Annotated in this window: 12 protein-coding genes and 1 tRNA gene; 7 read left to right on the forward strand and 6 right to left on the reverse strand. The window is 38.7% G+C overall.

From position 1 onward, the window contains the following. Positions 1 to 40: 40 nt before the first annotated feature. Positions 41 to 811, reverse strand: a complete 771-nt coding sequence (locus tag BUA96_RS10990) for a TatD family hydrolase (RefSeq protein ID WP_072983078.1) — start codon at positions 809 to 811, stop codon at positions 41 to 43. 102 nt (positions 812 to 913) lie between these two features. Between BUA96_RS10990 and BUA96_RS10995 the strand changes: the two genes are divergently transcribed. After that, a complete protein-coding gene (locus tag BUA96_RS10995; protein WP_072983079.1) occupies positions 914 to 1,351 on the forward strand; it encodes a retropepsin-like aspartic protease in 438 nt (145 codons plus the stop codon). 681 nt (positions 1,352 to 2,032) lie between these two features. On the opposite strand, the gene BUA96_RS11000 is transcribed toward BUA96_RS10995, so the two are convergent. Further along, positions 2,033 to 3,031 carry an isoaspartyl peptidase/L-asparaginase family protein gene (locus BUA96_RS11000; RefSeq protein WP_072983081.1) on the reverse strand — a complete coding sequence of 333 codons (999 nt, stop codon included), beginning with the start codon at positions 3,029 to 3,031 and terminating at the stop codon, positions 2,033 to 2,035. A gap of 132 nt (positions 3,032 to 3,163) precedes the next feature. Between BUA96_RS11000 and BUA96_RS11005 the strand changes: the two genes are divergently transcribed. The 3 genes from BUA96_RS11005 (at position 3,164) to BUA96_RS11015 (ending at position 6,326) form a co-directional block, all read left to right on the forward strand. Next, entirely contained in the window at positions 3,164 to 4,381 is a 1,218-nt protein-coding gene (locus tag BUA96_RS11005; protein ID WP_072983083.1) for a metallophosphoesterase, read from the forward strand. Between the two features lie 123 nt (positions 4,382 to 4,504). Further along, a complete protein-coding gene (locus BUA96_RS11010; RefSeq protein WP_072983084.1) occupies positions 4,505 to 5,956 on the forward strand; it encodes an autotransporter outer membrane beta-barrel domain-containing protein in 1,452 nt (483 codons plus the stop codon). 73 nt (positions 5,957 to 6,029) lie between these two features. After that, a complete protein-coding gene (locus tag BUA96_RS11015) occupies positions 6,030 to 6,326 on the forward strand; it encodes a thioredoxin family protein (protein ID WP_072983086.1) in 297 nt (98 codons plus the stop codon). On the opposite strand, the gene BUA96_RS11020 is transcribed toward BUA96_RS11015, so the two are convergent. After that, positions 6,323 to 6,973 (reverse strand): polysaccharide deacetylase family protein, encoded by a 651-nt coding sequence (locus tag BUA96_RS11020; protein ID WP_072983088.1) that lies wholly within the window; start codon positions 6,971 to 6,973, stop codon positions 6,323 to 6,325. The genes BUA96_RS11015 and BUA96_RS11020 overlap by 4 nt on opposite strands. After that, a complete protein-coding gene (locus tag BUA96_RS11025; RefSeq protein ID WP_072983830.1) occupies positions 6,974 to 10,255 on the reverse strand; it encodes a protein O-mannosyl-transferase family in 3,282 nt (1,093 codons plus the stop codon). 264 nt (positions 10,256 to 10,519) lie between these two features. Here BUA96_RS11025 and BUA96_RS11030 point away from each other — a divergent pair. After that, positions 10,520 to 10,592 (forward strand) — tRNA-Gln (locus BUA96_RS11030). A 93-nt stretch (positions 10,593 to 10,685) separates the two neighbouring features. On the opposite strand, the gene BUA96_RS11035 is transcribed toward BUA96_RS11030, so the two are convergent. Then, entirely contained in the window at positions 10,686 to 11,021 is a 336-nt protein-coding gene (locus tag BUA96_RS11035; RefSeq protein ID WP_072983090.1) for a hypothetical protein, read from the reverse strand. Between the two features lie 82 nt (positions 11,022 to 11,103). Then, the gene (locus BUA96_RS11040; RefSeq protein WP_084673136.1) at positions 11,104 to 11,937 is read right to left on the reverse strand and encodes a universal stress protein; all 834 of its coding nucleotides are present in this window, start codon (positions 11,935 to 11,937) and stop codon (positions 11,104 to 11,106) included. 169 nt (positions 11,938 to 12,106) lie between these two features. Between BUA96_RS11040 and rimP the strand changes: the two genes are divergently transcribed. Both rimP and nusA read left to right on the forward strand, forming a co-directional pair. Next, on the forward strand, positions 12,107 to 12,571 hold the full coding sequence (gene rimP / locus BUA96_RS11045) for a ribosome assembly cofactor RimP (protein WP_072983092.1): 465 nt from the start codon (positions 12,107 to 12,109) through the stop codon (positions 12,569 to 12,571). Between the two features lie 9 nt (positions 12,572 to 12,580). Next, positions 12,581 to 13,810, forward strand: a complete 1,230-nt coding sequence (gene nusA / locus BUA96_RS11050; RefSeq protein WP_072983093.1) for a transcription termination factor NusA — start codon at positions 12,581 to 12,583, stop codon at positions 13,808 to 13,810. The last annotated feature ends 15 nt before the right edge of the window (positions 13,811 to 13,825 follow it).

The raw sequence follows: 13,825 nt of genomic DNA on the forward strand, positions 1-13,825 counted from the left end.
CAAATTTTGTTGAAGCGTAAAGAACGAAATATTTTAAAGATCAATCAAGTTTAAATAGCTTTTTAGCATTTTCTGTAGTGATTTCTTCAATTTTTGATAACGGCACTTGATAGATATCTGCTAGTTTTTCGGCGATATGAATCAAGTAACTGCTTTCGTTGCGTTTTCCTCTAAAAGGTTTCGGTGCCAAGTAAGGTGCGTCGGTTTCTAAAACGATATGCTCCAGATCAATTTCCTTTAAAAACTGATCGATTTTTCCATTTTTAAATGTTGCAACCCCGCCAATACCTAATTTTAAATTGAAAGCAATCGCCTGCTTGGCGTGGTCAAGGTTTCCTGTAAAACAATGAAAAACGCCTCTTAATTTGTCATTGTTCTCTTGCTCTAGAACTTCAAAAACTTCATCAAAGGCATCGCGGCAATGTATCGCGATAGGTAAATCGTATTCTTTTGCCCAGCGAATTTGTTGAGCAAAAGCTTTTTGTTGCAAATCTTTTGTTGAAGAATCCCAGTACAAGTCTACCCCGATCTCACCAATGGCGCATACATTTTCTTGCTCTAGCTGCTGCTTTACGTGATCAAGCTCTTCAGAAACACTCAGCGGGTCTACGTGAGTAGGGTGCAACCCGGCCATAATATGCATTAGATTTGGGTGCTGCTCTTTTAAATCCCACATAGCTTTAGTGTATGTAGAATCTATGGCTGGTAATACAAATTGATTAATTGACTGGTCGAGAGCGCGTTTGATAACTTCGTCACGATCTTCTTTAAAAGACTCACTATATAAGTGGGTGTGTGTATCTATAAACATGGCTCACAAAGTTAAAATAGGCGTTTGGCTATGCCAAACTTTAGAGAATATTTAAAGTCCTCCAATTTTAATTACAGTAAGTTTGAACACATAAAATGGACTATGGCTTCACTACGGCAACATCTCACAAGAAAAGGCTACAAACGCATCAAACTAACACCGGTGGGTACCGGGCATTTAAAGTTTGCGGCTACCATCAACGGGGTTCTAGGTGAATTCATTTTAGATACCGGAGCTTCCAATACGTGTATTGGTTTTGAAGATCTGGAGCGTTTTAAGCTGTTTGCTGAAGATAGTGAGGTTAAAGCAGCCGGCGCAGGAGCGATAGATATGCTTACCCAAATATCTCAGGATAATTTGATCGAAATCGAAACGTGGTCTACTAGAAGTGTTTCAATCGTGCTTTTTGATCTTTCTCATGTTAACCAAGCTTTGATTAATCACGAAGCTAGTCCCGTAAGCGGAATCATAGGTGCCGATATTTTAAAGAAAGGAAAGGCCGTTATAGATTATCAGTACGACTGTCTTTATCTTAAGTAAGTAATAGGATAGTTATTAAAGCTAAAACGCTTTACTTCGGGTTTGTTTGTGAATAGTAAAGAATGAATATACGTTAACCCTTGTTCATTACCCCTTAGCTTTTGGAAGCAGTTGGAAATAAAAAAGAAAGCCAATAAAGTTGATTTATTGAAACGCTTCACTTCGGGTTTGTAAGTGATTGGTGAAGAACGAATACACGTTTACCCTCGTTCACCACCCCTTAGCTTTTGGTAGTAGTTAGGAGCAAAAAAAGAAAGCTAATAAAGTTGATAAATTGAAACGCTTCACTTCGGGTTTGTATGTGATTGGTAAAGAATGAATATACGTCGACCCTTGTTCAGCACCCCTTAGCTTTTAGAAGCATTTTATTAAATAAAGAAAGGCAGTACAGTTATAAAAATTAAAACGCTTCACTTCGGGTTTGTATGTGATTGGTAAAGAATAAATACACGTTTACCCTCGTTCACCACCCCCTTAAGTTTTTGGAAGCAGTTAGGGGCAAAAAAAGAAAGCCAGCTACAAGAGCTGGCTTTCACCCCAAATCATAATTGATTATTACAAGTCAATTACAACAGTCTTCAATATTTTTCGCTTTTCAGCACAAAACAAAGCTAAAGCATTTTTTCGGTTTAGAAAACCTGAGAAGTTAAAATACTTCTAAAAACTTTAAGCGTATTTAACTTATTTTAAGTGACTTCCGGATACTACAGGCATATTTTTTCCGTTGGCGTACTTCATCATTTTAAAACCGGGATGAATACAATAACATCCTGTTTCTCCTTGTTTATTGATGGCGATATAAGCAACCTGAAAATTGGTGTGGTTGGGATTAGTAGTAACAATTCGTCTAACGGCTTCTTCGCAAGCTTCTTGCGGCGACATACCATTTCTCATAAGTTCAACAATGAGAAAACTTCCTACGGTTTTGATCACTTCTTCTCCCATGCCGGTGGCTGCTGCACCGCCAATAGCATTGTCTATAAATAAACCACTACCTATCACAGGACTGTCGCCCACGCGACCTTTCATCTTATAGGCCAAGCCAGATGTTGTGCACGCTCCAGATATGTTACCGTTTTTATCTAAACCGAGCATCCCAATAGTATCGTGATTTTCGATGTTGATGATGGGTTTATATTTTGAGGTTTTTAACCATTCTTTATAGGCTTTTTCACTTTCCTCGGTAAGTAAATTTTCTGCAGTAAATCCATTTTTAACAGCAAATTCTTCGGCGCCTTTTCCGGCGAGGATAACGTGAGGCGTGTCCTCCATTACTTTCTTTGCAAGGGCTGCAACATTGGTGATATTCTCAACACACATAACAGAACCACAGTTACCTGTGTGATCCATAACACAAGCGTCAAGTGTTACGTTACCTTCGCGGTCGGGTGAGCCGCCTTTACCAACAGTGGTATTTTTAATATTTTCTTCTTCAACTGCTACGCCCTTAATTACTGCGTCAAGTGCAGGAATTCCTTGGTCAAGAAGCGCGCCAGCAGTGGCATTGGCTTCGGTAAATTGCCAAGTACAGATGGCAACAGGAGTAGTTGCGGTTGTATTCTTTTTTTTCAACTTTTCAGCAGAATTCTTAGCCGTGCCGGCTTGGGCAAGACTGTGAATTCCTAAACCAAAAGCAAGCGTATTGATGCTCGTTTTGGTGATAAAATTTCGACGTTTCATTTGTGTTTGTGTTAAGATGGAAAGTTACTAAAGCCCCTATGATTATTGAGACGATATTATTCAAAAAAATAGGAATATATTAAAGAAATCCGCAAGGAGCTTTAGTAATATTGCTTTTCTTAAAATTTAGCGATGCGTTGGTTTCTTTTTATCCTGTTCTATATTCTTATTGATATTTACGCTTTTCAAGCGTTCAGAACCTTTTCAAAATCTGTTTGGTTAAATAGCAGTTACATTCTTGTATCTCTTGGGGTCCTTGCTTTTTTAGTTTATACGCTGAGTACACTTGATCGCTCAAAAGGAATTACCACTGATGAAATGTATGTTTTTGGTTGGTTCTTGGTCTTTTTTGTGCCGAAACTTCTACTTGTGCTTTTTATGTTTGGAGAAGATCTAATTCGCTTGATTGTCGGGGCGTTTACAGCTTTATCCGGTAAAGAATCTTTTCATATGCCTTCCAGAAGAAAATTTGTAAGTGCAATTGCTCTAGGGGTAGCGGCGATTCCGTTTGCATCTTTGATCTACGGAATGTATAAGGGTAAATACAGGTACAGAGTGTTGTCGTACCAACTCGAATTTGATGATCTTCCTGAGGCATTTGATGGGTATACGATTACTCAAATCAGCGATGTGCACAGCGGTAGTTTTGATAATGCTGACAAGATCGCATACGGCATTGACCTGATCAATAAGCAAGAAAGTGATGTGATCTTATTCACGGGAGATCTGGTCAATAATTTTGCCAGCGAGATGAAAAACTGGACCCAACATTTCTCTAAGCTCAAGGCTAAAGACGGGGTGTATTCCGTGCTTGGAAATCATGATTATGGAGATTACGCTGATTGGGAAACACAGCAGGCAAAAGCTCAAAATCTTGAAGATTTAAAAACTTTACAAGCACAAATGGGCTGGAAGTTGTTGCTTAACGAACACCGCTGGTTAGAAAAAGATGGTGAACGTATTGCGCTTGTAGGTGTTGAGAACTGGGGCGCCGGATTTAAACAAGCGGGTGATATTGATAAAGCTGCAGCCGGGTTGAGCGCCAATGATTTTAAAGTGCTTATGAGTCACGACCCTTCTTATTGGTCAGAGCGTTTAAAAACTGATCCTAAGCATTTTCAGTTAACCTTAAGCGGGCATACGCACGGAATGCAGTTTGGAATCGAAATTCCCGGTTTTATACGCTGGAGTCCGGTGCAGTATCGATATGAGAATTGGGCAGGAATTTACAAGGAAGGAAACCGTGTGCTAAACGTGAATAGAGGTTTTGGGTATTTAGGTTACCCGGGGCGCGTAGGTATCTGGCCTGAAGTCACTGTTATTGAGTTGAAACGGAAGAAGTTAGGCTAAATCGATTAACGTAAGTTATTACTTACTTGTTAAAAATATTCAATACGTTAAACATCGTTTAAAAGTATATTTTCATAGATTAAATAGTTTAAATTCAGAATTCGGTTAAATAATTCTGTCTTTATGCTCGTTAAAAAATTACTTTACTTTGTGGTACTTTTTGCAAGCTTGACATTAAGTGCTCAGGTTGGGATTGGTACCACAAATCCAGACACTTCCTCTCTTTTTGAAGTACAATCTACCACAAAAGGATTGCTTACTCCTAGAATGACTACTGCACAACGCACAGCGATAAGTAGTCCTGCTAATGGTTTACTGGTTTACGATACAGATGAATCTGCTTTTTATTATTATGAGTCGGCTGCTTGGTCCAGACTTAAAGGTGCGGAAAAACGAGATAATTATGTTTTGGTTAAAAGTCAGGCTGACTTACCTGCACCTTCAGGAAGTGTGATTACTTTGGATGAAAACACTTTTTATGAGATTAATGGGACTATTGCACTTACAGCTTCGATAAATCTGAATGGGGCATATGTTTCAGGATTAGATGCTACTGAAGATGTTTTGAGTTATACAGGAGGAACAGTATTTAGTGGTTCTACAGGTGGTAGTATTCGTAATATTACTATTACAGGGGCTCGGGCATTTAACATTAGCGCAAGCGTTTCAGAATCATTGCTGGTGCAGAATACAATAGTTGCTAACACTACTACAAGCGTAGGTACTATCGCTAATTTAGGACTGTTCTTTGGAAATATTGTTCAGTTTTTAAATAATGCTGATGGAGTCACATACACTAATATTGGTAATCTTTTATTGAATAATCAAGCTTGGCTGAGCTCAAATAGTGGTACCTATGAGAGGCTTTCCGGGACTTTTGGCCTAGTCCAAAAAGTAAGTGGCTTTAGTACAGTTAGTGGTTCTGCTAGAGCCTTTGATGTTAGTTCAAATCCAACCGTTGGTAATGGAGTGCTTTTAAGTACCGTTTTTTCGGGTACTTCTTCTAATCCTTATATTAATAGATATACTGCTGGATCGTACACCGGTTATAATTTCACAAATAATTGGACTGTAAACTGCCCTGGAATTCCTGTAGAGTCTGATAATGTTGCAACCGGAAATATTTATTTCAATGGTACCATAACAACAGGATTTCTACAAACGGTACCAAATCAAAATGCTCTAAACCTGCAAGGAAATTCAAATTCAAATAATACATCTGCGGTTAATCTTTTTAGGATGTCCTCTCCTCAGAACAATAGGCTAACTTATTTAGGAAATAAAACGCGGACATTTCAAGTAAACGCGGCTTTATCAGTTCGAGGTAATGATAATACAGGAAGCTTTTATGCATTCTTCATAAGGAAAAATGGAACTATTACTTTAACCGAAACAAACACTATTATGCGCGTGAATAATACTTCTGATGTGGTGAGTAATTCTATAATGGGGACTGTTGAATTAGCGCCAAACGATTATATTGAAATATGGGTTCAACGGTTAGTCACAGGAACTGGAAATGCATCTACAAACACTAACATTGTAGTTTTTTCATTAAATGTAAATATCAAATAGACTCAAAATTCTCATCGCTTTTCACATTATATGCTTTTAAACCTTATATTTAGAGATGTAAAGTGCATTTCTTATGTCAAAATTTGGAGCTCTTATCGATTTAGAAATCCCGGTGTTGATCGATTTTTTTTCTGAAAAAGATCAAGCCTCTGTAGCGATGAATCCTGTGTTGCGTGAAGTGGCGGCTGCCCTTGGCGACCAAATTAAAGTCATTAAAATAGACATAGAGAAAAATCAAGATCTCGCCGAAGCGCTACGCATAAAAGGTTTACCTACCTTAGTGATCTACAAATCAGGCGAGATGAAATGGCGCCAAAGTGGTGCGCAAACTACAAACGCACTTACGTCTGTACTTCAAAAATTCATTTAAAGCGGTTTAAACGTATAGCCGGCTTCGGTGAAATGTTGTAATACCATTGGTAAGGCAATTTTCATATTCTTCTCGGCTTTTAAGCTGTCGTGAAATACTACAATACTTCCGGGTTGAGCATTGTTAATAATGTAATCTGCACATGTTTTTCCATCGAGTTTTTGATCCCAATCATAGGCGATGGCGTCATACATTATAATATGGTAACCGCGCTTTTTTAACGCTTTTGCTTGGCTACGTTTGATCTTTCCGTAAGGTGGTCTGAAGAGGTTTTGAGGTGTTGTGAACCTTGAGATGATCTCTTCGGTTTTAAAAGCGTTTGCTAGGTAAGTTTCGGTTGTTGTTTTCCAGCCCTTAAGGTGGTTGTAGGTGTGGTTGCCTATACTGTGCGAACTGCTAACCAACTGCTGAAAGATTTCCGGATTTTTTGAAATGTTGTTTCCGATGCAGAAAAATGTTGCCTCGGCATTATAAGCTTTTAAAAGCTCTAAAACCCACGGGGTAACATCAGGAATTGGTCCGTCATCAAAGGTGAGATAAAGTGTTTTTTCGGTTGCTGAAGTTGCATATTTATCCCAAACATACCCAGAGTAAAGACGCTTAAGTAACTTAGGCGTCTTTACGGGTAGGTCAAATTTTAACTTCATCTATTCTAAAGTGTCTGCCGGAATTGCAATTGAGCTATCCTGCGTCGGCTCGGTAGGTAACACAGTTTCTGGTTCGGTTTCATCTTCGCCATAAAACTGATTGAATTTACGCAGGTACGAATTGAATTCGCGAGCTTTCTCAGGAATAATTTCTTGGTCTTGATTGATGATCAATAGGTCAACCAGACTTCGGTAACGCTCTATATCTGTAATGATGTCTTGAGCATAATTGTATTGCTGCTCAAGATTAAGGCTGCTCCAGTAATCAAGCTTTTCTTGATATTTTTTAGCTACTTGTTCCCAGAGTTCGCGCGCCTTTTCTTGCTCGCCTACTTGGTAATAACCGCTGATGTAGGGCTCTAAAAGCGTGTAATATTCAAAAATATCAACAGGCATTTTTTCCATGGCTAGATCTAGGATATTTTTAGCCTTATCAAATTTCTCTTCTTGGATCAATTTTTCGGTTAAACGGGCCAAATTACCACGATAAGTGATCCCGTTACGACGCGTTTCGGTATCGTGATAAATATCTGGATCACCACTATTGCCCCAATACCAATTGGTAGCAATGTCGTAGAATTTATCAGAATCAATACGTCCCATGTCATAAGGAGCCTGAGGATCTATTGGTGTTTTAATAGGTACAAGCTTATAGCAAACACCATCAAGCTGCAGATAATCTTTCATCCACAAATAATCATCATCACCAAAACTTCCGCCGGTAAAATAAATAGGACGTTCCCAATTGTTATTTGCAATAACATCCAGCATCAGAAGTCGGTTTTTATAAATTACAGACTCTTTAATGTTTACCACAATTTCAGAAACTACTTCATCTGCGTCTTTTTGAGCCACAGTGCCATTCGCAAGCACGGTTTGCTTATCTACCGGAATGCTCACGTGTTGGGTAGGGAAGGAGTGCACCATTGTGCCACTTTGTAATTCTTCCATCGTACGTGGATCATCGCTTGCGATCCAGTTCATCCAGGTTTTAATATCTAAAGTGTCATCAGGACGTAATTCATTATAAAAAATAGCATCGCGATTTCCGGCAACGTATTTGTCATGCGAAAGCTGAGAAGGTATAGGATCGCTCTCATAAGCCTTACGTTTCATATCGTCAATATACCATGCGGTTTGAAACAAACTGGTATTTACGATGCGCACATCTCTACGGTAGCCTTCGATCTCTTGTGCGTACCATAATGCAAACGTATCGTTATCACCAATGGTGAATAGAATAGCGTTTTCATCACAACTGTCAAGATACATTTTAGCCATCGCTAAGGCAGTCTTTCTGCCAGAACGGTCGTGATCATCCCAGTTTTGTGCTGCTAAAATTACCGGAGCGGCAAGTAGACAGACAACTGTAACTACGGGTAGCACGACTTTAGCGCTAATCTTTTCTTTAAGTAAGTCATAAAGGGCGTAGACGCCAAAACCGATCCACATTGCAAAAACGTAGAAGGATCCAACTAATGCATAATCACGCTCACGGGGTTCAAAAGCACGCTCATTCAAATAAATCTTTAAAGCGATACCTGTAAATAGGAAAAGTACTAAAAGCACCCAGAAGCTTTTTTTGTCTCGACTTGCTTGAAAGACCAGCCCAAGTAATCCTAGAATTAAGGGTAAGAAGAAATAGGTATTACGCGCTTTATTTTTTAAAGCATCACTAGGTAGATTGTCTTGAGGGCCTAATCTTGCTTCATCAATAAATGAAATCCCACTGAGCCAATTGCCGTGGATATTGTCGTATTTACCTTGAATGTCGTCTTGACGCCCGGTGAAATTCCACATAAAATAACGCCAATACATATAGCCAAATTGAAAATCAAACATGTAGGCAAGATTGTCTGCAAATGACGGCGGATTGACATCAATATATTGTCTCAGACGCATTAGGGTAGACTGAAAGCCTTCGTTATCCATACGCCCTTGAGCATAGTCAGATTTGAACTGTGCTACGGCTTGTTGCAACTCTTGATTGTCTGCATACTCCGGCTTTACCTGAAATTCTAAAGGACCGGTAAATTGCATATAGTTTGCAATATGGTCTGTGCTCCACATACGCGGAAGAAACACCTTATGACGGTCTTCTGAGTTTTGAACGGAATTCTTCCATTCGTTAACGATCACATACTTGCCGCTTTCTTCGTCTTTCTCGTAATTGGGTTTTCCGTCCACGTATGGATTTTGAGCGTCGAGTCCGCCAAAAATTTCAGTAAACTGCGGTCCGTAAAATAAATGCGTTTCAGGATACTGTTCTCTGTTGTAATACGCAAGAAGTTCTCGTGCGTTGTTAGGGTTGTTCTCGTTAATGGTTGTCCCGGCGTTAGCGCGAATAGGAAGCATCAACCAACTTGAAAATCCAATAAAAATAAATAAGATCGAAAGCGCAAGTGTGTTGAGTTGGTAATATGATTTTTTTCGGGTGTAGCTTAAAATGTAATAGAAGATTGCGATAAACACTAAGCCTGCGATAATTGTTCCGCTATTAAACGGTAAGCCAAAGGTGTTTACGAAAAATACTTCGGCGTAGCCAAAGAAACTCAACGTGTATGGTAGTAAAAATTTAAAAATGAACATCAATACCGCAACTACAATGATGTTTGCGACGATGAAGTTTTTGACCGTTATGGTCTTGTAGTTTTTAAAGAAATATAAAAACCCAATTGCCGGAATGGTGAGCAGCGCCATGAAATGCACCCCAAAAGACAATCCGATAATGAAGCAAATGAGCATGAGCCATCTGTTTCCTCGAGGTTTAAACATGTCACGTTCCCAAAGCAGTGCTACATAAAATAAAGACGAAAGCATAAACATGGCCATCGCATACACTTCGGCTTCCACGGCGTTAAACCAAAAACTATCAGTAAAAGCAAAAGCGGTTGAGCCAATAAACGAAGCAGCCAGAACTGCTATTTGGTCTGAAGATGTCAATTCAGTTTTGTTGCGTTTAAGCAATTTGCGCAACAGCAAAGACAGTGACCAGCACATAAAAAGAATAGTAAATGCTGATGCCAGGCAGGACATAAAATTTACACAGAGTGCCACATAGCTACTGTCTGGAGCAAAAATTGAGAAAAAGGCGCCTAGCATTTGATACAATGGTGCTCCCGGCGGGTGACCAATTTCTAACTTAGAAGAGGTTGAGATATATTCTCCCGCGTCCCAGAAACTCGCGGTAGGTTCTACCGTAAGGCTGTAGGTTATTAATGCAATGGCAAAAGCGAGCCATCCTACTATTTTGTTATACTTCGGGAAGTTGAAGTTTGTCATGGTCATAAGGCAAAATTAGCAAGCAGCGAATTTAAGAATTAATACGGTAATCCATTCGGTTTTGATCGCAATGGAATAAAAGAAACTCGCATAGCTAAATTCTTAAATAAATTACGATAGTTGCTTAGGAGTAACGTAGTTGAACCTAAAAATATTCTTTGGTTTAAATTTTTCCTCAAAAAATATTTGGTGAACAAAAAGTTTGTTTTAAATTTGCAGCCGCATTCGCAAGTCAGGTGAATGTTTTCTTTTTAAGAAAGGTACTGGCCTATGGTGTAACTGGCAACACGTCTGGTTTTGGTCCAGAAGAGTCTAGGTTCGAGCCCTAGTAGGCCAACTGCAATAAAAAACCCGCAAATTTTTGCGGGTTTTTTTTGTTTTTCAGTGGTGCTGCTGTATGAGTGTCTCTAAAAGTTGCGACTTTTTCTATTTAGGCAATAGTATTGGTAATAAAATAACGCATCATATTGGTATAAAATACTTTGCTTCCTGAATCATTTTTGATGCAATTCTGAAGAAATGTCGAAAAACGTGCCTTGGGAATCTCAAGATTTATTTCCGCGGAACGCGCATCAGAAAGAAGCGGGCTCATAGTAATGTGAACCTCGCGCTCGGTTTGTCTAATTACAACATCTGAAGCTTTAAAGAATTTCTTCAAGATCGCTTTTTGTAATTGTTCTGCGCGCGCTGAATGTTGCGCGAGCTGGCATTCTTCATCTATAAGGCGATAAAGTGCGTGAATTGATGTTTGACTTTCGGTTTGCATAGCATTTGAATTTTAGTCCCAAGCTACCTTTTTGAGCGCGATAAAATTTCTAAAAAAGTGTTATTTAGAGATTTATTAACCTTTAGATCTTAAAAGTCAAGACCGGTCTTTTGGCGTGATTAACCAAACCTTCGCTCAAGGAGCCGTTAAAGAAATGTGCGAGTCCTTTTCGGCCGTGTGTGCCAATGGCGATAAGGTCTGCTTTTTGACTTTTGGCGTAATTCATAATGCCACGTTCAACCTTGAGATCATTAAAAATTTCAAAGTGCGGAGTTTCGATCTGTAGTTTTTGAACAAACTCCTTAAACAAAGCCTGAATTTTTTCTGTGGTCTCAAATCGGTCAGGAGTATTCACATAAACCATTTTAAATTCAGCTTTTTGTGTTTGTGCAAATTCTAATGCCTGTATTACAGGTTTTAGATTGTCATTCTCAAGATCTGTCGCAAAAATCAGACTGTTGATTTTGAAGTTGACGTGTCTTTTTTTGATGACAAAAACTGGTATTTTAGAGTGTCTAACAATTTTCTCAGTGTTAGAGCCGATGAAAAGTTCCTCAAATCCGCTGGAGCCATGAGATCCCATGATTATGATATCGATTTCGTGTTCTTCAGCATAGTCTAGAATCCCACTTTGAATACTGTTGAATTTTACGTGTTCAAAGAGCTCAATGTCACTTGCATATTTTTCAGCACGCAGCTTTTCAAAATTCTGTTGTGCTAGCTTCATAAAGAAAAGCGCTTCGGGCAGCTGTGCGTTGTGATTGCCGTCAATAACATCAATTAACGAGTAAGGTAATTCAACCATATGAATTAGGTGTAGCTGCGCGTCATACTGTTTTGCGAGTTGGCAAGCGACTTCAAATGCGTAGGTTGCCTGTTCAGAAAAATCTGTAGGCAGTAGTAATTTTTTGATCATAATGTACTGACTTTAAAAGTTATATAGATTTTAATGGGCTGTATTAAAGTTAAGCATTTAATAGTGAGCTTGTTCTATTTTATATCTTGATAAATATTATTATATTTGCAGTGTTGAATTAAGAAAATTAATCGAGGGGACACATTGAGTCCCCTCTTTTTATAGGAACATGTTGAAGGAAAAAGTTACAGCCCTTTTACAAGAGGCGTTTGAGGAGTATGAGAATCTCTTTCTTATAGATTTAAAAATTAAAGGCAACAACGAGATTGTAGTTGTGATAGATGGTGATCAAGGAGTAACGGTGCAAGACTGTATCAATGTAAGCCGTAAAGTAGAACATAATTTAGACAGGGAAGAAGAGGATTTTTCTTTAGAAGTTATGTCTGCGGGAGCTACCGAGCCTTTGATTAATATAAGGCAGTATAAAAAGAATGAAGGCCGTGATCTTGAAGTAGTACTTCAAGATGGTTCAAAAATAACAGGTAATCTTATTCAAGTGCATGATGAGGGTATTGTGTTGTTCTGGAAAGAGCGCGTGCCTAAAGAGGTGGGTAAAGGTAAGATGACTGTAGAGAAGGAAGAGGTGATAGCCTTTGAAGCTATCAAGCAAGCAAAAGTTAAGATTAAATTTTAAGTACACAGCATGGAAAATATTGCGTTAATCGAATCATTTTCTGAGTTTAAAGATGATAAGCTCATAGATAGAGTAATGCTTATGGCAATACTCGAAGAAGTTTTTAGAAGTACGTTAAAAAAACGTTTTGGAAGCGATGATAATTTTGATATCATTATAAATCCAGATAAAGGAGATTTAGAGATTTGGCGTAACCGTGTTGTTGTAGCTGACGGTGAAGTAGAAGATGAGAATTCAGAAATTAGTTTAACTGAAGCACGTAGAATTGAGCCTGACTTTGAGGTGGGTGAAGATGTTTCTGAAGAAGTAAAGCTTATAGACTTGGGGCGTAGATCTATTCTTGCTTTGCGTCAAAATCTTATCAGTAAAATTCACGAGCACGATAATACTAATATTTATAAGCAATTTAAAGATCTTGAAGGAGAGCTTTATAATGCTGAGGTGCATCACATAAGACACAGAGCGATCATATTGCTTGATGATGAAGGTAATGAGATCATATTGCCAAAAGACAAGCAGATACCTTCAGATTTCTTCCGTAAAGGAGAAAATGTTAGAGGGGTTATCGAGAGTGTTGAGTTGAAGGGAAATAAGCCGGCGATCATTATGTCGCGTACTTCTCCACTTTTCCTTGAGAAGTTGTTTGAGTCAGAGATTCCTGAAGTGTTTGACGGGTTAATCACTGTTAAAAAAGTAGTGCGTATTCCTGGAGAGAAGGCAAAAGTTGCTGTTGATTCTTACGATGACCGTATTGATCCGGTTGGAGCCTGTGTAGGTATGAAAGGATCGCGTATTCACGGCATAGTTCGTGAGTTAGGTAATGAGAATATTGACGTAATCAATTTTACAAATAACCTGCAATTATATATTACCAGAGCGCTAAGTCCTGCAAAGATTACTTCGATCAAGATCGATGATGAGAATAAATCAGCAGAAGTAATGCTTAAACCAGAAGAGGTTTCTAAAGCAATTGGTCGTGGAGGTCACAATATTAGATTGGCGGGACAACTTACAGGTTATGAGATTGATGTGTACAGAGAAGGAGTTGAAGAAGATGTGGAGCTTACAGAATTCTCTGATGAGATTGAAGATTGGATCATTGCCGAATTTTCAAAAATAGGTTTAGATACCGCAAAAAGTATTTTAGAACAAGACGTAGAAGACCTGGTTAGAAGAACAGACCTTGAAGAAGAAACCATTGCAGATGTAATGAGAATTCTTCGTGAAGAGTTTGAATAAATTTAGGACTGTACA

This window comes from Leeuwenhoekiella palythoae, from assembly GCF_900130045.1.
Classification (GTDB): Bacteria; Bacteroidota; Bacteroidia; order Flavobacteriales; family Flavobacteriaceae; genus Leeuwenhoekiella; species Leeuwenhoekiella palythoae.